The sequence below is a fragment of the Sulfurovum iocasae genome (assembly GCF_047716765.1).
Lineage (GTDB): Bacteria > Campylobacterota > Campylobacteria > Campylobacterales > Sulfurovaceae > Sulfurovum.
The window spans coordinates 507,936-531,851 of record NZ_CP180410.1; the positions used below are offsets into that span (position 1 = coordinate 507,936).

General features: G+C 32.8%; 19 protein-coding genes. All 19 read right to left on the reverse strand.

The genetic code is table 11. The features are described 5' to 3' along the window. Position 1 precedes the first annotated feature (1 nt). The 19 genes from ACLHDG_RS02575 to ACLHDG_RS02665 all read right to left on the reverse strand — a co-directional run bounded on the left by ACLHDG_RS02575 (position 2) and on the right by ACLHDG_RS02665 (position 23,826). Positions 2-1,081: a glycosyltransferase gene (locus tag ACLHDG_RS02575; RefSeq protein WP_415407431.1), complete on the reverse strand. Its 1,080-nt coding sequence runs from the start codon at positions 1,079-1,081 to the stop codon at positions 2-4. Next, positions 1,078-2,106: a glycosyltransferase family 4 protein gene (locus ACLHDG_RS02580; RefSeq protein WP_415407432.1), complete on the reverse strand. Its 1,029-nt coding sequence runs from the start codon at positions 2,104-2,106 to the stop codon at positions 1,078-1,080. The genes ACLHDG_RS02575 and ACLHDG_RS02580 overlap by 4 nt, the downstream gene beginning before the upstream one ends. After that, positions 2,103-3,263 (reverse strand): glycosyltransferase, encoded by a 1,161-nt coding sequence (locus ACLHDG_RS02585; protein WP_415407433.1) that lies wholly within the window; start codon positions 3,261-3,263, stop codon positions 2,103-2,105. The genes ACLHDG_RS02580 and ACLHDG_RS02585 overlap by 4 nt, the downstream gene beginning before the upstream one ends. Before the next feature lie 86 nt (positions 3,264-3,349). Beyond that, a complete protein-coding gene (locus ACLHDG_RS02590) occupies positions 3,350-4,582 on the reverse strand; it encodes a glycosyltransferase family 2 protein (RefSeq protein WP_415407434.1) in 1,233 nt (410 codons plus the stop codon). Continuing rightward, positions 4,569-6,569, reverse strand: coding sequence for a CgeB family protein (locus ACLHDG_RS02595; protein WP_415407435.1), 2,001 nt, complete (start codon positions 6,567-6,569; stop codon positions 4,569-4,571). The genes ACLHDG_RS02590 and ACLHDG_RS02595 overlap by 14 nt, the downstream gene beginning before the upstream one ends. Next, the gene (wecB, locus tag ACLHDG_RS02600; protein WP_415407436.1) at positions 6,566-7,726 is read right to left on the reverse strand and encodes a non-hydrolyzing UDP-N-acetylglucosamine 2-epimerase; all 1,161 of its coding nucleotides are present in this window, start codon (positions 7,724-7,726) and stop codon (positions 6,566-6,568) included. The genes ACLHDG_RS02595 and wecB overlap by 4 nt, the downstream gene beginning before the upstream one ends. A gap of 96 nt (positions 7,727-7,822) precedes the next feature. Continuing rightward, positions 7,823-8,725 carry a glycosyltransferase family 2 protein gene (locus ACLHDG_RS02605; RefSeq protein ID WP_415407437.1) on the reverse strand — a complete coding sequence of 301 codons (903 nt, stop codon included), beginning with the start codon at positions 8,723-8,725 and terminating at the stop codon, positions 7,823-7,825. Then, positions 8,725-9,804, reverse strand: a complete 1,080-nt coding sequence (locus tag ACLHDG_RS02610; RefSeq protein WP_415407438.1) for a sulfotransferase family protein — start codon at positions 9,802-9,804, stop codon at positions 8,725-8,727. Before ACLHDG_RS02610 ends, ACLHDG_RS02605 begins: the two co-directional genes overlap by 1 nt. Beyond that, a complete protein-coding gene (locus ACLHDG_RS02615) occupies positions 9,797-11,179 on the reverse strand; it encodes an ABC transporter ATP-binding protein (RefSeq protein ID WP_415407439.1) in 1,383 nt (460 codons plus the stop codon). The genes ACLHDG_RS02610 and ACLHDG_RS02615 overlap by 8 nt, the downstream gene beginning before the upstream one ends. Further along, the gene (locus ACLHDG_RS02620) at positions 11,179-11,985 is read right to left on the reverse strand and encodes an ABC transporter permease (protein ID WP_415407440.1); all 807 of its coding nucleotides are present in this window, start codon (positions 11,983-11,985) and stop codon (positions 11,179-11,181) included. The genes ACLHDG_RS02615 and ACLHDG_RS02620 overlap by 1 nt, the downstream gene beginning before the upstream one ends. Positions 11,986-12,290: 305 nt before the next feature. Continuing rightward, positions 12,291-12,905, reverse strand: a complete 615-nt coding sequence (locus tag ACLHDG_RS02625) for an HAD family hydrolase (protein WP_415407441.1) — start codon at positions 12,903-12,905, stop codon at positions 12,291-12,293. Beyond that, positions 12,898-15,210 carry a 3-deoxy-manno-octulosonate cytidylyltransferase gene (gene kdsB / locus ACLHDG_RS02630; RefSeq protein ID WP_415407442.1) on the reverse strand — a complete coding sequence of 771 codons (2,313 nt, stop codon included), beginning with the start codon at positions 15,208-15,210 and terminating at the stop codon, positions 12,898-12,900. The genes ACLHDG_RS02625 and kdsB overlap by 8 nt, the downstream gene beginning before the upstream one ends. Further along, a complete protein-coding gene (locus ACLHDG_RS02635) occupies positions 15,197-16,375 on the reverse strand; it encodes a hypothetical protein (protein WP_415407443.1) in 1,179 nt (392 codons plus the stop codon). The genes kdsB and ACLHDG_RS02635 overlap by 14 nt, the downstream gene beginning before the upstream one ends. 4 nt (positions 16,376-16,379) lie before the next feature. Then, positions 16,380-18,272 carry a glycosyltransferase gene (locus ACLHDG_RS02640; protein ID WP_415407444.1) on the reverse strand — a complete coding sequence of 631 codons (1,893 nt, stop codon included), beginning with the start codon at positions 18,270-18,272 and terminating at the stop codon, positions 16,380-16,382. 83 nt (positions 18,273-18,355) lie between these two features. Further along, positions 18,356-19,141: a putative nucleotide-diphospho-sugar transferase gene (locus ACLHDG_RS02645; RefSeq protein WP_415407445.1), complete on the reverse strand. Its 786-nt coding sequence runs from the start codon at positions 19,139-19,141 to the stop codon at positions 18,356-18,358. Beyond that, the gene (locus tag ACLHDG_RS02650) at positions 19,138-20,538 is read right to left on the reverse strand and encodes a sulfotransferase (RefSeq protein WP_415407446.1); all 1,401 of its coding nucleotides are present in this window, start codon (positions 20,536-20,538) and stop codon (positions 19,138-19,140) included. Before ACLHDG_RS02650 ends, ACLHDG_RS02645 begins: the two co-directional genes overlap by 4 nt. Further along, positions 20,522-21,877 (reverse strand): ABC transporter ATP-binding protein, encoded by a 1,356-nt coding sequence (locus ACLHDG_RS02655; protein ID WP_415407447.1) that lies wholly within the window; start codon positions 21,875-21,877, stop codon positions 20,522-20,524. The genes ACLHDG_RS02650 and ACLHDG_RS02655 overlap by 17 nt, the downstream gene beginning before the upstream one ends. Further along, positions 21,877-22,683 carry an ABC transporter permease gene (locus tag ACLHDG_RS02660; RefSeq protein WP_415407440.1) on the reverse strand — a complete coding sequence of 269 codons (807 nt, stop codon included), beginning with the start codon at positions 22,681-22,683 and terminating at the stop codon, positions 21,877-21,879. The genes ACLHDG_RS02655 and ACLHDG_RS02660 overlap by 1 nt, the downstream gene beginning before the upstream one ends. Positions 22,684-22,749: 66 nt before the next feature. Continuing rightward, positions 22,750-23,826, reverse strand: a complete 1,077-nt coding sequence (locus tag ACLHDG_RS02665; protein WP_415407448.1) for a tail fiber domain-containing protein — start codon at positions 23,824-23,826, stop codon at positions 22,750-22,752. Positions 23,827-23,916 lie beyond the last annotated feature (90 nt).

Consider the following 23,916-nt stretch of genomic DNA (forward strand, 5'->3'; position numbering starts at 1 on the left):
GTTAATAGGTTTTAGTTATAAATGAGAGTAATTCTTCCTCAAAATGTGTATATTTACTTGCTTCATTTCTAATATCAGTATAGTTAAGATCAAGTTTTTCAAACGCGTTAATAGAATCTATGATACTTTGCTGTGTCTGTTCTTTAAAATGTATACCTGTGGTTTTATTGATAACTGTCTCTTTTGTTCCCCCCTCATTTAGGGCGATCACAGGTGTTCCACATGCCATAGCTTCTATAGGTATGATACCAAAATCCTCTATGGCAGCGTAGATAAAACCTTTTGCTTTTTGCATAGTTGATATCAATATTTCATCTGGTTGATATCCTAAAATTTTGATATTGTCTTTGGCTATCTTCTTGATAGCATTATATTCTTCACCACTGCCGATCACGACTAATTTCTTATCAGGCATTTGATTGAAAGCTTCAACAATGAGTTTTGTTTTTTTATACGGAACCAGTCTGGATGCAGTGAGGTAAAAGTCCTCTTTCTTTTCACGGAATGTAAATTTATCTATATTTACAGGAGGGTATATAACTGTCGATTCTCTATTATATATCCTCTTGATACGTTCTTGTACAAACTTGGAATTAGCGATAAAATGATCTACTCGATCTAATGTATCAATATCCCATTTTCTGATGTATTTAAGTATACTCTGAACCAGGATCTTTTTAAGCCAAGGAAGATCTTTCGTGTATTCATCATATAGATCCCATGCATAACGTATAGGAGTATGACAGTAACATACGTGAAGTTGGTTCGGATCTTTCTTGATCCCTTTTGCAACAGCCCATGAACTACTGATGATCAAGTCATAGGTACTTAAGTCAAAACTTTCAATAGCTTTTGGAAAGAGGGGAAGATAGTTGCGAAACTGTTTTTTAGCATAGGGCAGTTTCTGAATAAAAGAAGTATGCACTTTCTTACTATCGATAATAATATTTCTTTCTTCATCACTTAAAAAATCTACCAAAGAAAATATATCTGCATCAGGATAGAGATTTACTATGCTTCTTAAAACTTTTTCAGCACCAGCATTGGTAACCAACCAGTCATGTACGATAGCTACTTTCATATTTCTAACATTTCCTTAAACTTTTTTAGATGTGCTTTAGCCGCATCTTTCCACGTATACGTTTTGACATGGGATAAACCCTTAGCTATATATTTTTTCTGTAGAGATGTATTTGAGAGTAGTAATTGGATTTTCTCTGCAATATCTTCCGTGGAGTAGGGGTCTACATAAAGTGCTGCATCTCCACACACTTCGGGCAATGCTGTAACATTTGAAACTATCACAGGTGTACCACAGGCCATTGCTTCCAATGGAGGGAAACCGAAACTTTCATGAAAAGAGGGGAAGACAAAAAGTCTTGCATTTTGATAATATGTTTTCAGTTCATCTTGATTTACATGATCAATAATGTCTATATTACCTGCTTCTTTAGATCTTCTAATAAGTGTATTGATATGCTCATCATCTGAAAAGGTAGACGCGTTAGGAAGAATCATTTTTAAATCAATATTTTTAAATTCAAGTGTTAGAAATATTTCTAAAAGTACCTGAAAGTTTTTAATTCTATTCATTGTTCCAACGTAGAGTACATAATTTGATTTTGGTTGATCAGATGGTAAAAAATGGGATGAAATGCCGTGATGGATGACGCTGATCCTATTTTTAACCCAGGGGTATTCACGGATAATACGTTTCTTACTAAAATTTGAGATAGTTAATATGTATTGGGCTCTTTGGATGTTTTTAGGAACGAGAAACGCATAATATTTTTGGAAAACAGAGGAGTATTGTTTTGGAAAATCAAGAAATGCAAGGTCATGCAGGGTTATGGCGAGTTTTGTTTTTTTGGGAAGATAAAGAGGTGCAATATTGGATGGGCAATAGAGAATATCATACTTTCTAGCATAGAATGGTAATAGAGTATGCTCCCAAATTTGTTGATAATATCTATTTTTATATTTTGGTATGACGGTTGTGATAGTATTATCTGCTTCATGTAAAGCTCTTGAGATCTCTTGTGCATGTCTTTGTACACCACTTGTATGATCATGTGCCAGTACACGTCCGTCTATTAATATCTTCATTTATCCACAGCCCTATGTAGGATATTCAACACATCATTTAGCCTCTTAACCCAATCTGCACTCTCTGCAAATTCTTTAACTGCAGTTTGATTATTGTCTTTGTCTGCTTCCTTGATTGCATTAATGAACTTTTCAGTGGTATTGCATAAAAATGCAGGGGATTCTAACTCTTCCAACTGATGCCAGTTCATTGAAACGACAGGTAAGCCACAGGCGAAATATTCATAGAGTTTTAAAGGGTTAATGCTTTCAACAAGATCTCTATGATCTACTGTATCAAATGGAATGATCCCAACATCCGCATTAGACAAAAATTGTGCTATTCGTGCATAAGGTTTTTTACCTAGTATAAAGACATTATCCAGTTTCTCAAGTTGGCTAAGATCCCGTTCTACTGGACCGATAATAACAAAACTATACTCCGGCAAACTTATTGCTGATCTATAAACAAGGTCAACATCAAACCATTCATGCAATGCACCGATATATACTGCGATAGGTGAAGAAATATTCTCATATTCTACAGGTAGGCTTTTGTCAGATTCTTGGATAAATGTCAGATCAACACCATTTGAGATGTAATGCATTTTTGATTTATCTTTGATATCCGTGTATTTCTCTTTTAAATTTTTTGCACTATAGAGGACAGTGTCTACTCTATTGGCTATTGCTATTTCTGCATTATATTGATTGTTTGAGACAGAACTAAAACCTTTTGAATAATCAGCGAGTCGTAAGATAGAGTGTTTATACTCTATCTTATTAAGTAAAAAAGTAAACATAGGACTGTCAAACCAGAGTATGTCAACAGATCCAAATCCTTTGTCTTTGATGTATTGCAGTATGTTTGGATAGGAAAAGTTATACCAATGATCCAAAATAAACTTTGAAGACAATAATGGCTTGTTTTGAGGTGTAAAAAGTGTTTTAGGAACATAGTAGGTTATATTCCCAACTCTTTCACCACCAAGATCATGGATTCTTTCGCGTTCTGCTAACTGTTCATTGTTGGCAAATATCTTATGTATAGGTGAGATGGGATTTGATATAAATAAGACTTCATATCCTAATTTTTCAAAAGCTCGAGCATAGTGATGGCTTCCAACCTGAAAGGGTGAAGTATAGTAGTTTGTTACCGCCATCACTATTTTTTTCATATTGCTTTTTAATTACCTTATTGAAAATATTTTTTAAGATTATATCTGATTGCTACTGTTATATTTCTCACGACTAAACCCCTCACCTAACTGTTTTTATATAGTCTTTCGTATGGAAAATAATAAAGTTCTCTCTTTTCTATCTCTTCGACTACTGTTTGATACTCGTTAGGGTATTCTCGAAGATAGGCATTGATAAAATTAATTTGGGAATTAATCAACTGTTTCAAGTAATTTTGAACAGGTGTCTCAGTGGTGTTTTCCATAGAATGTAATACATTGGAAATGACAAGTATTCTGCCAATGACATTGAATTCAAAAGAGAGAGGTTGTCTTGATATGGAGTCTTGCTTCATAAATCTAAAATAAATGGCTTCTTTTGCAATTTTATACTTGAAGGAAAATCTTGAAAATAGTTCACTGAAATAGACAATGTCCTCACCACTTTTGAGTGCGGTATCAAACTTGATTTGTTTCATGTACATTGTTGGTATCAGTTTACAGGCATTGATGGTCAATACTGATGGACAACTATGGAAAGGGTTGTCTATGATTGTGTTTGCTTTTAATATTTGCATATTTATGAGATTAGCAGAATCAATTTGATCTTCATCTATATTGATGATTTGAGCCAATACAATGGTATCTTGTGAAGCAAGATTATACATAGAACTTAGATACGTTGAGGATACTGAATCATCATCATCGATCAATAAGATATATTGATATGTAGATGCATCTATACCTTTGTTCCTGGCAAGTGAGGCTCCACTTTCATCCAGAGTGATGATGCGTATATTAAGGTTCGTGTTTTCTTGGGAAAACGCATTTATAATATTTTTTGTATCATCTTTTTCACCATTAATAATAATTATTATTTCAAATAATTCATTTGGCATATCCTGCTTTGCCAAAGATGATAAAACTCTATATATCGTCTTTTCACCTTTGTAGGTAGGTAAAATAATACTAATACCATTCTTATATTGTTTATCCACTTTAGAAGAAGTTGTGTCCAACGCTTTTTCAGTATTGCTATATGATTTGTCAGGTTTTTTGATAGTTTTGCCTGTAGAGTATTTGGAAGTGCCTCTTATCGCCTTAATTCTGCTAAATAATTTTAATACATCTTTAAAAGATTTTGTCTCATGTATAAGTAAGTGACCCAACTTATAGGATGCCGATGATTGACAGCCTTGAAAAGCAACTTCTGCGGCATTTGCTTTTGCTTTATAAGCATCAATGTGTTTTACAGCTTGATTATATTTTTGCTCTAAACTAGATGGTTGTTCTTCTTGCTCGTTATTATTTTCTCCCATTAATCACTTCTCCTTCTTCAAACTCTAAGGCAGAATCTTTGATCTCTTCTGTATTTTGCAATATGCTATCTATCTCTATTCCTGTATTGATATAATCTAAATCACAAAGTAATTCTATATCACTGTCAGTAAATATATAGTGTTGAGTATTCCTAGCATAGTTAAATTCATCAATAGAGAGTATGTTGTCATTGTTGTAAACATACGATAGAAGTGCTTGTGACCACTCAGAAATATTTTGAGACAGTATATTTTCTTTTTTTATGATACTTGAACGCGCAGATATGGATTTAACTATATGGTATGATGAACCGGCATTTTCAAGGATAAATCCTTTATCAGGAGTTAAATCATAATAAGCTGTTTTACCAATAATAGATACTTCGCTATAGCGTGTGGCCAATGCAAGATCTAAAAGATAGTTCTTACCATAATAATCATTAGGTGCAATACCAGCAATATATTCTGATTGGCTGTCAATCTCTGAAAAATCTTTATTTTCTAGCTCTGAGATGAGCTGGATACCTTCCACTTTTATGCTATTTATATCAATGGTTTTTGGGTACACAACCGTTAGGTGTTTATGGTTATAACTTTGTCTTTTAAATGTTTTGTAAATTTTGTTAAATGCTTCTTCATCTTTAGCATATGATACCAGAGTAATATGAGGCAATGAATCTTCCATATCGTGTTGGTATACTTTGGAAGCTAAAAAAGAGAGTCTGCTTTCTGCTGTATGCTCAATCATTACTTTACGCAGAGCTAATAAGCGGATCTTCTTTTCATAAATAGGGTCTTTTGTAATATCAAGAAATTTTTTTGTCAACTCTTCACCGTTGTCAGTAGCAATAATGAGGTCACCGAATAAATAATGGATACCTTCAGCATAGTTACTTAGAACTAAAGTATTGGATGCCATAAGCTCAAAAACTCTTCGGGAAAACATGGTAGGAGAACTTGTGATTGAATTAAGGTTAATAGCGTATTTATAACCTTTATATGCTTTATCTATCTCATTGTAAGCTAATGTCCCACGAATAAGTGGATGATATTTTTTTGGAAATATATTTGAAGTATTTGTATTCCCGAAATGTCGGTCAAATATGTCAATGTCACCAAGTAATACCAGATGTTCAATAAAATCTTCAAAAACTTTCATTCTTTTAGGGAAATGGGGGTAATATGCTCCGGCAAAAACAAATGCATCTTTACGTTCAAATTTTTCTATGGGGTTATGTAGCTTTGGCTGACAGGCAAAAGGGAGAAGAAAGACATTGTCATGTCCTAAGTGGGATTTATATTCCGGAATACAATCTATATCAGTAGTAAAAACAAAATCAAAATATTGTGCGGTATCAATCAAATCATCGAAATGAAATGGGTCTTCTTTATTCCAGAAAACAGTGGCAACACCCTTTTCACGACAATACACTATAATATCGACAAGTTCCTGGCTAAGTATGTGAATTTTGGATCGCCATAGATCATCTTTGCCCCGCCATGCTGATTCGATCAGTAACATATTTGGCTGAGATGCCTCCATCTCCTCTCTCCATCCTTGTGGTGTAAGTTGAAAAAATTTGGCTTCTGGACCAAAGACATCGAAAGAGAATGTATCCATAATACATGCGATCTTTAATTGTTTAAGATCTTTAATTGATACAGGTTTGGGATTTGAATTTTGTGCATCTAATGAGGTGAGGTCTATGTCGTTTATTAATCCATTTCCATTATCTATACGATGTTTTGAACTACGCCATATGTTTAAAATATTTTTTGGAAGAGTGATCAAAGAACGCAATGATCGAGTATCATGTAATAGCAAATGACCTAACCTATAAGAAGCAGATTGCAGATTTGTATTGTACATCTTATTAAGCGTTTCAATCTTCTGTTCAAGTAGAAGATTTTTTTTGGATATTGCTTCTTTTTCGGCAGTGATTTTGGAAAGTTTCTGTTTGTAATCACTTATTTTATGACTCATCATTTAGCGACTCCCTGCACTGAACTGTTGGTTTTTAAAAATGCTACTATTTTTTGACAAGCATGTCCATCACCATATGGATTACTTGCTTTGCTCATACGCCCATAGGATTCTTTGTTGTCTATAAGCTCTTGTGCCTCTTTGATGATGAGTTCAGTATCTGTTCCAACAAGTTTAACTGTACCTGCATCTAACGCTTCAGGACGTTCTGTCGTATCACGCATAACAAGAACAGGCTTACCAAGAGATGGTGCTTCTTCTTGTACACCACCACTGTCAGTAATGATGAAGAATGACTTGTCCATCATGTAGATGAACTGCTCGTACTGTAGGGGGTCGATTAGATAGATGTTTTCAACATCAGTGAGTAACTCTTTAACCGGTTTTTGAACATTAGGGTTTAAGTGTACTGGGTAGACGATATCGATATCTGGATTACTTAGAGCTATTTCTTTTAACGCACTACAGATATTGATAAAGCCTTGACCATGGTTTTCTCTTCTATGACCTGTTACCAAGATGATCTTTTTATTCTGTTTGAGTTCATAATCAAGCGTTGCTAAGTGATTAATGATATCTCTTTCAAGTTGTTTGTTTGACTTGATCTTCTCTAAAGCTAAAAAGAGTGCATCAATGACTGTGTTTCCTGTAACCTCTATGCTCCGCTCATTCACATTCTCTTTTAAAAGGTTAGACTTACTTGTCTCGGTAGGTGCAAAGTGATAGGTTGTGATCTGAGTAGTCAGTTGACGGTTTGCCTCTTCTGGCCATGGAGAGTATATATCACCTGTACGTAGACCTGCTTCAATGTGTGCAACAGAGATCTGCTGGTAAAATGCAGCCAATGATGCAGCAAAAGTTGTCGAAGTGTCACCATGCACAAAGACAACATCAGGTTTAAAGTCTGTTAAGACAGACTTCATTCCAAGAAGAACGTTAGAAGTGACATCATATAGGTCTTGCCCCGGCTTCATAATATCAAGATCATACTCAGGAGTGATCTCAAAGAGTTCCAGTACCTGGTCAAGCATCTCACGGTGTTGAGCTGTTACACAGACCTTAGTTTCAAAGCTATCGGTATGTTTTTGAAATGCTTTAACAAGTGGTGCCATTTTGATGGCTTCCGGACGAGTTCCAAATACGATGAGAATTTTTTTCAATAGAGTAACCTAATTTTATATATTAACTTAAATTTTACAATAAAGTTGCTTTTGAGGTGATGATGTTTTACTTAGTAAATCTCTCGAATATTTAGTCTATTTGGAAGATGATTTATAAAACAAGTATAGTCTTCTACACGCTTTTAATTTTTCTATAGGGTTTTTATATAGTTTTGTTGAAAAGAAATCTGATATTAAATTATATACATGATCCAGTTTTTTTTGAGCAATTTCAGTATCTATATTATATTTATGTTGGAGGTTTGCATATTTTTTATCGGCATTATTTAAATATTGATACCATGATGTCAGATATATCTCTTCCATATCTACTTTATTTTCCATAAGGACTTTCAATGATTCTATACACATTTTTACGGTATTACTATGAGCAAATCCCCCTTCAGAGAAAACAGCCAACGTTTTATCGAGATAAGAAAAATTCTTCTGTTGCTGATACATTTTAAGAATAAAATTATGGTCAGCAGCTATCTTGAAATTTGTATCAAACGGTTCTGTTTTCATTAGTTCAGTCCTTGTAAACAGTGTCTGGTGGCAAAAAGGCATGGTTTGATACCAATTTGACTTTTCTTGAGCCTTTACAACTATATCAAGATTTTTTTTACGATAGTTTCCATAGATCAGTTCAGTATCATTGTCTTTGTGCTTCATTACATATGTTACAACATCATTATCTGCAAAAGTATCACCAGCATTCATAAAGTTGATCCACTCACCAGTTGCTTTTTCGATCGCCTTGTTCATAGCATAGTAGAGTCCATCATCAGGTTCACTTATCCAATAGCTTATTTGCCTTTCATACTTCTTGATGATCTCTAGTGTATTGTCAGTAGAACCTCCATCAATGATAATGTATTCTATATTTTTATAAGTTTGATTGATCACAGAGAGCAAAGTCTCTTCTAGTAGGTCTTCAGCATTATAAGTTACTGTTACAATGGTCACTAAATTCTTTCTTGTTTGATTATCCTGATACATTAAGATTTAATCCTCTGAAATGGTTTTGTCAGCATATGAGTGAATCGATATATTTTACTAGTCTTTATTTCATTAATACTTTTTATTAAATGCTTGTTTTTTTCTTTTAAGGAGTCTAGTTCGTATTGTACTTGTTTTGAAATTCTTTCTTCTTTTTCTTCTGTTGATTCAAGAAATTGAAATAGGGGTATAGTGTTTTTTTCAAGTTCATCTATGGTAGAGCTCGGTAGTTTTTCCAATAATATTTTGGAAAAGTCATCAAAACTATATCCCAGTATTTCAAATCTATCTTTGCCTATATAATTTAGATAATCGTTAATTAATCGCCAATGCTGCCAATCAGTTAAGCTATTAACCCATTGCAGATCATTTGTTGAATCTATTCCCTTTTTTTTGTACACATTTTCAGGATCACCATATAACCATTTTTCATCGGTATTTCCTGTATGATAATTTATGATATCAGGATCAAATTCTAAGTCTAAATACTTAAAACAGTCCTTTAGACTTTCAGTTGGATCTGAAAGTATTGTTTCATATCTTAAAATGTACAAGCCGTTTTGATTATCTGATATTTGATCCACTATCACATTAAGACCATCAATCAAATCAACTTTTAAATTTGATAGTAATGATAAATTATCTTTCGTCCATGTATTAATGATAGAGCTTAGTACCGCTAAAGGATTTCTAATAAGTAAGATAAACTTTGCATTGGGAAAAACTTCTTTCAGTTCATTAATTATTAAATAGTATCTTGGTGTTTTATCTAAAAAAATATTTTTCTTATTAACCGTTAAGTAATCATGATACATGGAACCATATGCATCACGTAGGTATTTAATGTAGCTTTCTCTTCCACCGGGAAGATTATTGATAAAATCCTGTGTAGCTTTATATTCTTGCTCCTTGCTGTATTCTGCGTTAATCCCCTCTTCTTTTAGAGAATATAAAGGATGTAACATGATCCATGGTTCAGAACGTGTATAAATGTCTTTATGCGATCCTATTATTTTTTGCGTTAATGTTGATCCACTTCTAGGTTGGGATATTAAGAAAATTAAATTTTTATCAGTCATCTATTTTGAGTACCTCATAAGTAAATTTCTCCTTTAAGGAAATTAATCCATTGCAAATTTGTATTTTATTTTGAACTTTAAAGACATAAGCATCAATAATGCGATTTAAAAATTTGAATTCACCATTCTTATGTTGACTTATACCACAGTTTGTATAAAAAATACCACCTTTAAACAGACAATCAAATTCAAATGAAATCCTGTATGTCTCACCTTTGATAACGTCAACGAGCTTATCTTCAAGATAATGACTGCATCCAATAAAAACTTGCCCTTTTTCTGATTTGATCTGCATACCAAAGGATATATTCTTGAAGGACTCTTCAAATTCTACGTCGTAGTTATAAGTATATCTATTATTTTCAATCAACACATTTACTTGATTTTTGTTTTCATCATAAATGGTTATATTACTTATGTTTATTTTATAACTATCATATTTGACTGTACTTTTAGGAATGAAATCAGGGATGAAAAATGCGTTTTCATTTTGTTCTTGTTTTTGATCTTCTCTTGTTGAGATTATTTTTTCTTTCTTTTGTATAGCTTTATGTATCTCAGGTGTACTTTCTCCCTTTTCTATATCAAGACTTCTATTTTTCAGTGATATTTCTCTTTTTACTTTTTCTATGTTTTCATCTTTTGCAAATAAATACTTCTCATAATATGTCGATACTGTTTTAGCATCAGAATCCAGTAATATATTTCCAGCCTCCAAGAAAATAGCTCTTGTGCAAAGCTCTTTGACCGAGTTGGCATCATGAGAAACATAAAGAATCGTTTTCCCACCTTTAAAGAATTCTTCCATCTTGGCATAACATTTTCGTTTGAAAAGTATATCACCTACTGCAAGCACTTCATCGAGGATCAATATTTCTGGATCGATATGTACAGCCACGGCAAAACCAAGTCTGGATTTCATACCACTGGAATAGGTTTTAAGCGGCTGGTCTATGAATTCTCCGATATCTGCAAAGGCAAGAATGTCATCAAGTTTCTCTTCCATCTCTTTTTTACTGAAGCCTAAAATAGTGCCATAAAAGAAGATATTCTGCATCCCGGTAAACTCAGGATTGAAACCAGACCCCAGTTCCAATAGAGCAGAGATCTTTCCATTGACTTGAATAGAACCTTCATTCGGAGTCAGTACACCGGTGATCAGTTTAAGAAGTGTAGATTTACCACTTCCATTTTTCCCTACGATACCAATGATCTCACCTTTTTTTATCTCAAGGTTAAGATTTTTTGTGGCATAAAACTTTTTATGATATTCTTTATCTGAAAAGCTAAGAGATTCTTTTAATCGGTCTTGCGGGGAATTATAAAGTTTATAGTACTTGGAAACATTCTTCAAAGAGATAGCGATATCATTCATTATACAACCTCTGCAAAATGTGGTCTTAGTTTTTTGAAAACGGTAATACCTATCCACAAAGTGATACCGGTGACACTCCAGAAATAGAGTGTTTCATAAGGTTTTTCCCAGAAACCGATATGTGAGATGATCGAGTCTCTGTAGCCTTGTACGATATAGTTGGCAGGATTGAGTTTAATGATCCACTGGTATTGTTCGGGTATTTTAGCAATATCCCAAAAGATAGGTGTCAACCAAAAGCCAAATGTTACGATGACGCCTACTGCTTTTGAAACATCAGGGACAAAAATATTGGTTGAAGAGCTTAGCCAACTAAGACCAAGAAGCAGGGCGACCATGGCTACAAAGTAGTATAGGACTTGAAATGTATACAGTGTAGGATAAAGTCCATTTAATATTGCGACAAGGATAGCGATCATAATAAAAAAGATATGTGGTATAGAAGAGCTTAATAATTTGACGATGGGAAGCATGCTTAATCTGAAATCTACCTTCTTAAGTAAAAATGCGTGTTGGCGAATGATATTTGCACCTGCAGTGAGGTTTCCTGCAATATACAGCCATGGGATCATCCCGGAGATGAGATAGACTGCAAAAGGTACACCATCACTGCTGCTGCCACTTTTAAACCCAAAGGTAAAAACAAGATAGAGTACTGTAATAAAAAGCAATGGTTGGAGATAGACCCAGACAACGCCTAAATAAGACCCCATATACTGTTGTTGAAAGTCTCGTTTGGCCAGTTCATAGAGTATAGAACGTTTGTCATAGATGTCTGTAAAAAAGATTTTGCTTCGGTTTATCATATTGGTATTATAGCTTAACATGTTGAAGGTAATGGGGTTTGGTTATGTTGTGTCAATTGCAGTATATAGTACTAAGATGATATATTCTATATTTTTGTAAGTTTGATTGATTATAGAGAGTAAGGTCTCTTCTAAAAGGTCTTCAGCATTATAAGGTTACTGTTACAATCGTTATTAGATCTTTGTTTTCATTACTGCTTTCCATAGGTTATCTTATGATTTTATTGTAAAATAGTGAAAAGGCTGGAAGCACACCTGTATTTTGCTGAATAGATTTTCATATGCTTCCTACATATAGGTTTTGATTAAATAGAATTAAAATTATCGATATAAAAATCACTTTTATTTTTTAACATTTCATTATTATAGCCATAAAAGAATAATTCATTATTCTTAGCAGCTTCATAATCATTTATAGAGTCACCAATTAAGATAGTTTGTTCTTTTTTATAGCCATAATTAAGAAGTAAATCTTTAACTAAAATATTTTTATGGGTTGGTGAACCATGTATGGATTTAAAATAAAAATCAATATTTAGTTCTTGACATAAATATCGTAACTCATTTTCTTCTGATCCTGAAACAATATGTAAATTGTATTGTTTATAATTTTTTTGAATGTATTCAACAGTTTCATTAATCAAATACTTTTTCTTGATCAGTTCTTTTTTCATAAGAACTGAAAAATTGTTTGCATATAAAGTTATTGCATTATCAGATATAGGTTCATTAAGTAATTTTTCAAAAAAATATTTAATTTTTACAAATCTTGACAATCCACCGTTTATTTCATGGAATTCTATAAGCTTATCAACTAAAGTTGAGTCATAATCTTTGAAAATTTCCCTAAAACCATACTCTCTTACGGGCATAGAATCAATTATGACACCATCAAAATCAAAAAAAATATTTTTAATCATTATTATCCTTTTTATTTAAAAAGTTTTCAACTTTTTTAATATCATTAGGGATATCTACGGCTATAGAATCAACAAATGTTTCTTTCATTTTCACTTTATAACCCATATCCACAAATCTCAATATTTCAATATCTTCATATTGTTCATTCAATGTTTTATTTCGAGTTGTAAATAATTCTAATGCTTTTTTTGTAAAACCATAGACACATACTTGCTTTTTAAATTCTACAGGGTTATTTGACTTGTTAAAAGGAATAGGTAGTCTTGACATATACATTAATTCATCTTTCATATTAACTATAGTCTTAATAATTGTATCTGAGTTAACTTCCTTTAGGTTGTTTTCAATCTTATAAAGATTGTATGCAATATACTCTTCTCCATATTTCTTATATTCTTTAATAATCTCATCTATACTGTCTGGATCAATGACTGGTTCATCACCTTGTATGTTGATATATAAGTCATAATGTTCTTTTTGAGATACTTCAGCTATTCTATCTGTACCTGTTAAACACTTGTCAGAAGTCATGATAACAGGAATATTTTCACTGATGCAATACTCTTCTATCCTTCTGTCCTCAGTAGCAACTACAGTTTTATCCAAAAGTTTAGACTTTCTTGCTTGTTCATAAGTTCTTTTTATCATAGGTATGCCATTGATCATACACAATGGTTTCCCTTCGAATCGACTTGACTTGTATCTAGCTGGAATTACTCCTATCGTTTTTGGTTGTATAGCTGATTGGAAGTTTGAGGGTGTGATAAATTCAAGAGGCAACTTCTGTGCATAAAATCTGATTGTTTGGTTCAGAGAATTATTCTCTAATTGCATATATTCTTTATCAGTAAGTACAATATCTTCTGAACTGTAATTTTCATTTGATTCCTTGTATCCGTCAATACCAGCTAAATACACCTTTTTTACTTTGATTTTTGTTAAATAGGCTAAAAATAGTGTAAGGGCATTATCATAATTGTTTAACTTTTCTTCCAGAACGTCATTATAATCAATTAGAAAGTGTCCATTCTTGTTAGTGGTTATATTAGATGTTATTATGACCTTATTGGCCTTGGTCTGTTTACTATATTCAGAGTATCTTTTTTGATTTGCAAAAAATACAAAATCATAAGAGAATAAATCATCTATGTGGTTAATAAAAATAGATACAGTATCCTCTTCTTCCTGAATTGCTTTTATTGAGTCTTGATAAGTTTGAACTGATTTTCCTGACCCTATCATTATAATTGACTTATCCTCTAAAAAACTTGTGTCAAACTTTTTGGACAATGAAGTTTTTTGTTTATTGTAGTCTAGATATTTCTCATTGATGTGTTCGGGTAAATAATCTTTTCTATTATCATTATTTATACTGGATAAAATTTCATTAATACCTGATATTGAAAGTTTCTTTTTTGCTGTTAAAAAACTGGCATAATTTGGATGGCATTCATGTTTGGCAGACAAAAACTGAGCAGAAGAGAATCCCCAGGGGTTTTTTCTATAGATTGATTCAACATAGTTATCCATTACTTCCAGTAATGGTTCTATTGTGTAGTTTTTTGCGTAATATTTGTTCAAATAGTTAGTAATAACTTCAGTATTTAGATTTCCAGCACCTCTACCCATACCAGAGATACTTGAATCAATAATAATATTTCTATTTAGCGTATTCTCTATGAAATTTACAGCATTTGCATAAACATATTGCATATTATTATGCCCATGAAATCCAATTGTGATGTCATCATCTAATATATGTTCTGATATATAAAGATATCGTAAAAAATCATGCTTATCTAAAGACCCAAAGCTATCTACAATGTAAAAAGCATATGGAGACAAAGTGTTTGTATTTTTGAGTAGATTTATAAATTCTTCTTCAGTATATGATTTAACAACCATTGGCTGGAAATATAGTTTATATCCTTTTTCTTGGATTATTCTTGCTTCATTAAGGGCAATAGATAAATTCTTCTTATGAAATGCAAGCCTAATACCTGATAATTGATTGGTATTAGCATCCGGTAAGTCATTAACATTGTAATCACCTTGATTAATCATCAATACATATTCATGTTTGTCCTTTTCCAAATTGAAATAGTTTTGGAACTCTTCAATACTTTTAAATAATGTAGAGTTCTGTTTATGTTTCTTTTGGGTTAAATAACCGCATTCTATGATTTCGATATCAGCTGTGCTTAATGATGACATTATCTCATTGGCAATTTTTTTTGAAAACTCCCAGTCATTAATATATCCTCCGTCTCTTAAAGTACAATCTAATATATTATATTTTTCCATTTTTTAACCTTTCAAAAAAATTACGACATTGTTGCAATGAATCTTCACCAATAAAACTTATAAACTCTTGCCCATCTTCTACAAAGTTATGTTTTTGTAAGTCATAATGTTTCAATATTGCTTCTACATCATTAGCATTAGAAAAAGTTAAAGCTTTTGGTATATCTAAAGCTGGTACATCAGAGTTAAATTTAAATACGGGTATCCCCATTCTTAACAGTTCATGTATAAGTGATGTTGTATGCCCTAATATAAATACTGAAGACTCAAGTTCTTTATCGATATAAACAATATCTTTTTTAATTTTATATGCCGATTTTCTATTATGCGGATGGAATCGTATATTAATTCTTAATTGAGTTTTTTCATGAAGATCATAAGCAATTTTAAGTAGATCATGATTATATTGTTTTAATAAGTTTTGATCAAAAAGTATTGTAAAATAGTTTGATTTTTGTGGTGGTATATCTTGTGCTTCGAGGGGCTTCCCGCAAATTACTACTCTTGCATTAGGGTTAAACCTTTCTATCAGCTCTTTTGTTGAGTTCCCCCATGCTAAAAAGAAGTCAGCTACATGATTTTTATAATTAACACTATTGATATTTTCCATTTTAGTATAGTCAATATAGAGTCCATGCTGTAAAGTTACTGTTGTTATACCTTTAAGTTTTGCCATCTGTATAAGAAGATTTTCAATAGCTTGCATATCTGCAAAAACGACTAAATATTTGTAGCTTATCCTGTTATTTAATTTTTCATATACCTCAAGGTATTGAATCATTTTATAGGTGATATATAATGATTTTATAGGATTTAATTTGAGCTTAGAGATGAGAAGAGGGAAATACTTTATAAATATATATAAAGGATAAAGTCGAATATGTTGAGAGTGAGTATAGGTAATATTAAGTGAATATTTTTTTTCACTACAAGTTGAACAAATTTGATCAAAAAGTTTATTATAATCAGCTCTTTGCATTACTTTAACAAATAAGAAGTCTGTGATTACATGTTTATCAGGGATGGAAGGACGACGAAAAAAAAGAAGCATAAAAGAGTCATATAAAGCTTTTTTTCTCTCTTCCCATGTCATTTGACTATAGATATATTCTTCGATATCCAATACTTTTTTCCATTTGACTTTAAATAAAGATAGATAACTCATAGGCTTACTTTTTAATGCTTTTATTGATTATGTTCTCACAATTATTACGGAATGCATCAAAATAAATATTGTTTTCTATAATTTTGTAATTTTTGCAGTTATCAAATAATATTTTTAATACTTCAAGATATGGACGTAAGCCTGACTCACTGTGTCCACCACTCATAAAATTACATATTGGTATTTCAATATATTGAAAATTATACTTTTCAAGGTATAACTGCATGAGCAGATTATAGTCAGCTGCAAATTTATAAGTATCATTAAAATTGAATTTTTTGAGTACTTCATTTTTTATGAAAACAGACTGGTGTCCAAATGGCATTTTCTCAAAAATAGTATCTATATGCTTAGCTTTTTGTAGTGTTTTTTTATTATTTTTAAGATAATAACGATCACCATAAATAATATCACTATTTTCTTCGATATTTTTTACTATCTTAGATAAAGTATCATTATCAGCAAAAGTATCTCCGGCATTCATAAAGTTGACCCATTTGCCATTTGCTAAGTCTATACCTTTATTCATAGCATCATAGATGCCACTATCTTTTTCACTATTCCAGTAAGTAATATTGTCTTCATATGTTTTTACAATTTTTATAGTATTATCAGTAGAAGCACCATCAACTATAATGTATTCAATATCTTTATATGTTTGTTCTATAATACTTTTTATAGTTTCTTCTATCTCATCTTCACCATTATATACTACAGTTACTATAGTAAAAGTCGGTTGATTGGTGTTTACTGTTTTTGATTCACTTTTTATAGTATTATATACATTTATCATCTCTTTATATGCTTTGATTTTTTTTAAAGGATGAACTTTTACTGAGATACTAGATATTGATTCTATAGAGTTTTTTAATATATTAAAATTATTATTTGTGATGCGTAGACCTATATTTTCTTGTTCTATTTTGAGTAATTTTGCTAGTTCTAACCTTTGACTTTCTAGTTTTACGTCTTTATCTTTTAATCTATTTTTTAAACGGAATAATTCTATATTATTATCTTTTAATTTATTTTTTAAACGGAATAATTCTATATTATTATCTTTTAATCTATTTTTTAAACGGAATAATTCTATATTATTATCTTTTAATCTATTTTTTAAACGGAATAATTCTGTCTCTGTATCTTTTTTTGTATTATTTATATTTTGAGTATTATATTTATTTTCTAATGAAAGTAGCTCTAAAATTTCACTGTTAAATTGTTCAGGTATATCATTATTATATCCATATTCTTTCATTTGAATTGCATTTTTAAGCCAAAAAAGTTTATGTTCTTCATCTGTATAAGTCTCTTTCCATGAAGATTTTTTACCACTTCTAAAAAACATTGGATTGATTTTTTGTAGTTCTTCAAATGTAGGTATAGTTCCACCTATTGGTTTAATGTTAAGAAAATCAGAGATACTTTTAATATATTCCAAAGGTGCATCTATGAGCTCTTCAAATCTTATTAATAGTGTATTTTCTCTATTTTTAGGATCCCATTCACTGATATACTCTCCCCATGAACCCATATCAATATTACCAAAAATGGCGTCCCGTAGAGTATAGTTTTTTTTATAAAATGAGTTTTGATGTATCATATTTGAGAGTGTGCTTTCTCTTCCATCACGGATTAAATAAATTACTTTATCTGTATCATTCAATGGCTTTCCATGAGTTTTTATATAATAAGTTTTTTTTTCTTCTCTTGCTTTTTCTAGATCAAAGTCTTCCGGTAGGAATTCGTGTCCAACTATTTCAGATGTTTTTTCATCAGCACCGATATCACCTCTATCATCATAGATAGAGTATGTTTTTATGTCAAAGACACTATTGAGTATTACTCTAAAAAAAGTATTTCCGCTACGAGGATATGATGCTAACCAGACGATCATCTAAGAGTGCCTTTAAGTTGATTTATTAGAATGATATTTTAGCATAAAATAGGTTTGACCAGGGTTAGTATCAGAATGGTATTTTAAATAAATTTGCATCCATTTTTAGCCAATATGTCCATAATGTCATCACTGTTTTTTTCAGATATCAGATGCTTTACATAGACATCATCCGAAGATTCTGTAATACGTTGAAATTTTGCATGAGGAAGCAGTGCGGCTGATAATGTATCTGTTTTCCCAAAGATACATTTAGTTGAACAGATAAAATCGTGATCTCGAAAAGTTAGCTTATATGTATCCTCAGGTATGTCCCAACTTAATCCCTCTTCCATTAGAAGTCGATTACAGCTTACTTGGTCATCTTTATCAATCCGAACACGTTCTGCTAATTTGTTCATAAAATCTAGAGTTTTTTTATTGGATTTCATATAGAAAAAACCACAACATAAGACAAACCCCCACTTTTTATGTACATCTAAAGGCCAATAAGTCCCTTGAGAGAAAATCATATCTTGATCTAGTTTATTTAGATAAGGTTGAGGGTCTTTAATCCATACTGCATCTGCATCGGAGTGTATGATATCATATCCTTCTTCCAATAGTTCCAAAATGACATCGACCCTATGAATCCAGAGTTTTCCAAGATCAAGTTCACAAGGTCGGAATAGAGATGAAATCTTTTTGTCTTGCAGGTAATGATGTAACTCTTCATCAAGAGAAATTATTATAAAGTTATCTACATTAATTCTTTTAACAGCTTCAATCCAATTCTCAAGAACAGGAAGATAGTTATAATTTGCAAAAACTAAAATATATTTTTTATCGTTTTTTTTCTTTTTAAACTTAGAACTTATATACTTTATCATGAAAAAAGTTTTGTAATAATTTTTTTTATTAGTGATACTTTAGGCTTTTTAAAGATCATTAAGTTTTGACGATGATTAATATTTTTTTTATCACAGGCAGCACGAATATCTTCTGTCAATTGCGCTTGATAGACCATCCCCCGCATAACAAACTCTTCTTTCCACTCTTCTTGTGGTCGTTCGGCAATATGCCCATGACCTCCCTGTCCAACTCTGGCACCGGAAAAAACAATCCAATTGTTAGCATGTCCTACTAAAAAATCAAATAATGTATCATGTTTTTCCCTTTCAATATGTTCTGCAACTTCAATAGAAAAAACCAAATCAAAGGTTCTATCGAGGCATGAAGGCAGTGTATTATCGAAGATATTAACAGATAGAAGTTTTGGAAAACCCTCCTGACTATAGAGACCTTTGATCTCATTTGGTTCTATGCAGTAGGCTTCTTTGATAGGACTGTTGTCAACAATATGCCTAGAGAGAAACCCAAGCCCTGACCCAAACTCCAGTGAATTTTTTGGTTGGATTTTTTCTATAATAAATTTAGCTAATCCTGCATTGAAATTATTTGCATGGAGCTCCATGTGTGTCTCCTCGCTCCATGCACCGCCTTTTTCGCCTATAAGTTCTCTTTTTTGATCCATTGATAGATACCTTTTAAATGGGGTTGTTTGCAGTAATGCCTTGACTTCATCGTAATTTGTGATGCTTGAGGCTAGGTCATCACTATTTGTTTTTTGGAGTGTTGTATTGAGGTGGGTTACTATGGGGAGTGATAAGAATCTTTGCACCGATTCAAGTGTTTTGTTTTGTTCTAGTTGTAAAGATTCATAAGTGATAGTAAGTGTAGAAAGGTCTTCTGTAATGGTTCCTAGTTGGAGGATAGTTTCATCGAGGATTTTAAGCTCTTTAAGGAGTAGTTCGGTATCGATGCTGCTTGATTGGTCAGCTTCTACTGTATCGGTAGTATGGTAGATGCCTGTTTCGCGTGCTTTGAGTCTAGATATAACAGTTTTGAGTTGATTTCTTCTCTCTAGGTAGATACAGGGGATATTATTCTCTTTGATATAGGTCAGAATGTCTGGGTTTTGCTGAAGTTGGAGATACATCACAGTAAACCCAACGGCTTGATATGTTTGGCCATATTTAGCATAATAGCTATCTAAATGCTTTTTGACACTAGTTCCTTTGTCACTGTAGCGATAGTTATCATTATCTACATTGAGTAGGTTCTTATCTGTCTTGAAAAGTTCTTTGCCCATATGGATATTGGGATGCGAATTAAGTAGTTGGGCTAAAAATGTTGTGCCGCTTCGTTGCGTGCTAATAACAACAAATGCTTGATTATGATTTTTATTTTGAAAAGTTTTTTTGAAGTAGTTAATTGATTTTTTCATAGTGTAGCTCCTGATCTAATTTTACTGTTCCTTGATAGAGTAGGTCACTTTGTCCTAAGACCTTAAACATAAGATGGTCAAAAACTCTGCAGAGAACCTCTCTTTCGTAGTAAACTATGCCCGTGCTTGAAGTATCTATCAAATAGGTGCCGGGCAGTAATTTGCAGACAAAAGACCAAGTAATTTTATACTCCCCTTTACTCATTTCATCGATAAGCAGGTTTGCATTTTTGAGTGAAGCATTAGCGATAATATCACCTTTTAGTCCCTTTATCTGGGCACCATAAGAAACTTGCTTAATCAGTATAGGTGTTTTAATGATGAATGTAAGATAATATGTTTTATCAATGATAAGCATATTGACCTGTTCCCCATCACTGTTTAATATTTTAGGATCGAATATATCTACTTGATGATTTTGTACTTTTTGTAAGCTCTCGCTCTGTAAACCTTCTGCAAAGTATATATTATTTTCACTATGAGTTTTTTTTCTTTTTGTAGCCGTTTTGAGTTCTGTTTTTGCAATATTTTTTTGAGGTTCTTTGGTGTTTTTTTGGGTAGACTGCTGCCTTAAATCATCAATAATTTGTTTTTTTGTTTCTTTATTGGAGAATAGATACTTTTGATAAAATGCTGTGACAGTTTTTGCATCATCATCAAGTAAAATATTACTATCATTGAGAAAGATGGCACGTGTACAGAGTTCATTAACAGAGTTTGCATCATGAGAAACATAAAGAATGGTCTTTCCACCCTTAAAGAATTCTTCCATTTTTGCATAACACTTGCGTTTGAAAAGAATGTCACCAACGGCAAGCACTTCATCGAGGATCAATATTTCTGGATCGATATGTACAGCCACGGCAAAACCAAGTCTGGATTTCATACCACTGGAATAGGTTTTAAGCGGCTGGTCTATGAATTCTCCGATATCTGCAAAGGCAAGAATGTCATCAAGTTTCTCTTCCATCTCTTTTTTACTGAAGCCTAAAATAGTGCCATAAAAGAAGATATTCTGCATCCCGGTAAACTCAGGATTGAAACCAGACCCCAGTTCCAATAGAGCAGAGATCTTTCCATTGACTTGAATAGAACCTTCATTCGGAGTCAGTACACCGGTGATCAGTTTAAGAAGTGTAGATTTACCACTTCCATTTTTCCCTACGATACCAATGATCTCACCTTTTTTTATCTCAAGGTTAAGATTTTTTGTGGCATAAAACTTTTTATGATATTCTTTATCTGAAAAGCTAAGAGATTCTTTTAATCGGTCTTGCGGGGAATTATAAAGTTTATAGTACTTGGAAACATTCTTCAAAGAGATAGCGATATCATTCATTATACAACCTCTGCAAAATGTGGTCTTAGTTTTTTGAAAACGGTAATACCTATCCACAAAGTGATACCGGTGACACTCCAGAAATAGAGTGTTTCATAAGGTTTTTCCCAGAAACCGATATGTGAGATGATCGAGTCTCTGTAGCCTTGTACGATATAGTTGGCAGGATTGAGTTTAATGATCCACTGGTATTGTTCGGGTATTTTAGCAATATCCCAAAAGATAGGTGTCAACCAAAAGCCAAATGTTACGATGACGCCTACTGCTTTTGAAACATCAGGGACAAAAATATTGGTTGAAGAGCTTAGCCAACTAAGACCAAGAAGCAGGGCGACCATGGCTACAAAGTAGTATAGGACTTGAAATGTATACAGTGTAGGATAAAGTCCATTTAATATTGCGACAAGGATAGCGATCATAATAAAAAAGATATGTGGTATAGAAGAGCTTAATAATTTGACGATGGGAAGCATGCTTAATCTGAAATCTACCTTCTTAAGTAAAAATGCGTGTTGGCGAATGATATTTGCACCTGCAGTGAGGTTTCCTGCAATATACAGCCATGGGATCATCCCGGAGATGAGATAGACTGCAAAAGGTACACCATCACTGCTGCTGCCACTTTTAAACCCAAAGGTAAAAACAAGATAGAGTACTGTAATAAAAAGCAATGGTTGGAGATAGACCCAGACAACGCCCAAATAAGACCCCATATACTGTTGTTGAAAGTCACGTTTGGCCAGTTCATAGAGTATAGAACGTTTGTCATAGATGTCTGTAAAAAAGATTTTGCTTCGGTTTATCATATTGGTATTATAGCTTAACATGTTGAAGGTAATGGGGTTTTAGGGTTCCCGCGGGGCGGGAAAATTCTACTTGAGAGAGATTTTCTCTTTTGTAGTCTTTGAAGTATCTAATGCAAGATTTGTCAAAAGTGATTCTACTTTTGCCAAACGTTTTTGCATGGTTTCGAGTTTGGCAATTTTCTCTGCTTGTACTTGAAGCATTTTATCCTGTTCCTGTACCACCTTGGTAAGCACAGCAACCATATCCATAGAACTCAAACCGTCACGGCTTTGAATTGCTACGAGTTCAGGGACATCTTCTGCGATGAATCCAACAACCTGTTCTTTCTTATCAGATTTATAGTTGTAAGTCACAGGCTGTAGCTTATGAAAGGCTGCTAAAGCATCCTGAGTATTGAGTTCTTTAATGTTCTCTTTTAGTGCACGACTAGAAGCATTGATCCATACTCCGCCTACATTTTTAGCTCCATTTCCTAAGTAGAGTTCTGTTCCTGAGATATTCGCAGTTGCATTCGAAATGGTGAACTCTGATCCTCCGGTCCCCTGCAATGTTGCCTGGAATGCATCACCACCACTGTTGGTTCTAAAGTTCCAGCCTTTTGACGTACTTCCGTTTACCAGTCGAAAACCAGCATCAGATGAGATTGAGCCACCTACATCACTATTGGTTGCAGATAAAGTAATCAGATTTTTTAAACCATCTCCTACTGTGTTTGACCCACTCCATGTGGCTAACATATCCCCAAAAACAATCAAATTTGCCTGACCGATCAAGGCAAGTTTCGATGGATCATTTCCCGGATTGACAGCTACAGTTGGGCCCATCAATCCGAGCAGCACATCTGTCGCGGAATTGTCAATAAAGAATGGACCTATATCGTCTTGATTGGTAATACTAAATCCTTTTATCCCATATGTTGAATTATTGTACACGCCAAGGCTCCATTGTAACGTTGCAGCAGATATATCATCCGCTTTTAATAATATTGACTCATATTCATCTGTTCCTATTGGATCAGTAGACGCCTTTGGAGTATTTACTGTCAATACTCCATCTATTATTTGGTCTGCTGCACCTACCTGTGAAACAATTGCCAACGACACTGCTGCTGCCGCAATCACACTTTTAGTAATCCTTTTCATTTTAGATCCTTTCTTTTTAATGCTCTAGAATCCATTCATCTGAATTCTATCCCTCATATAAAATCGTATATACAATCCATTGTATATACT

Excerpts from the sequence above, each read along its gene's own strand:
- ACLHDG_RS02575 (WP_415407431.1), bottom strand. The coding sequence starts at position 1,081 with ATGAAAGTAGCTATCGTACATGACTGGTTGGTTACCAATGCTGGTGCT.
- ACLHDG_RS02580 (WP_415407432.1), bottom strand. The coding sequence starts at position 2,106 with ATGAAGATATTAATAGACGGACGTGTACTGGCACATGATCATACAAGT.
- ACLHDG_RS02585 (WP_415407433.1), bottom strand. The coding sequence starts at position 3,263 with ATGAAAAAAATAGTGATGGCGGTAACAAACTACTATACTTCACCCTTT.
- ACLHDG_RS02590 (WP_415407434.1), bottom strand. The coding sequence starts at position 4,582 with ATGGGAGAAAATAATAACGAGCAAGAAGAACAACCATCTAGTTTAGAG.
- ACLHDG_RS02595 (WP_415407435.1), bottom strand. The coding sequence starts at position 6,569 with ATGATGAGTCATAAAATAAGTGATTACAAACAGAAACTTTCCAAAATC.
- ACLHDG_RS02605 (WP_415407437.1), bottom strand. The coding sequence starts at position 8,725 with ATGTATCAGGATAATCAAACAAGAAAGAATTTAGTGACCATTGTAACA.
- ACLHDG_RS02610 (WP_415407438.1), bottom strand. The coding sequence starts at position 9,804 with ATGACTGATAAAAATTTAATTTTCTTAATATCCCAACCTAGAAGTGGA.
- ACLHDG_RS02615 (WP_415407439.1), bottom strand. The coding sequence starts at position 11,179 with ATGAATGATATCGCTATCTCTTTGAAGAATGTTTCCAAGTACTATAAA.
- ACLHDG_RS02620 (WP_415407440.1), bottom strand. The coding sequence starts at position 11,985 with ATGATAAACCGAAGCAAAATCTTTTTTACAGACATCTATGACAAACGT.
- ACLHDG_RS02625 (WP_415407441.1), bottom strand. The coding sequence starts at position 12,905 with ATGATTAAAAATATTTTTTTTGATTTTGATGGTGTCATAATTGATTCT.
- kdsB (WP_415407442.1), bottom strand. The coding sequence starts at position 15,210 with ATGGAAAAATATAATATATTAGATTGTACTTTAAGAGACGGAGGATAT.
- ACLHDG_RS02635 (WP_415407443.1), bottom strand. The coding sequence starts at position 16,375 with ATGAGTTATCTATCTTTATTTAAAGTCAAATGGAAAAAAGTATTGGAT.
- ACLHDG_RS02640 (WP_415407444.1), bottom strand. The coding sequence starts at position 18,272 with ATGATCGTCTGGTTAGCATCATATCCTCGTAGCGGAAATACTTTTTTT.
- ACLHDG_RS02645 (WP_415407445.1), bottom strand. The coding sequence starts at position 19,141 with ATGATAAAGTATATAAGTTCTAAGTTTAAAAAGAAAAAAAACGATAAA.
- ACLHDG_RS02650 (WP_415407446.1), bottom strand. The coding sequence starts at position 20,538 with ATGAAAAAATCAATTAACTACTTCAAAAAAACTTTTCAAAATAAAAAT.
- ACLHDG_RS02655 (WP_415407447.1), bottom strand. The coding sequence starts at position 21,877 with ATGAATGATATCGCTATCTCTTTGAAGAATGTTTCCAAGTACTATAAA.
- ACLHDG_RS02660 (WP_415407440.1), bottom strand. The coding sequence starts at position 22,683 with ATGATAAACCGAAGCAAAATCTTTTTTACAGACATCTATGACAAACGT.
- ACLHDG_RS02665 (WP_415407448.1), bottom strand. The coding sequence starts at position 23,826 with ATGAAAAGGATTACTAAAAGTGTGATTGCGGCAGCAGCAGTGTCGTTG.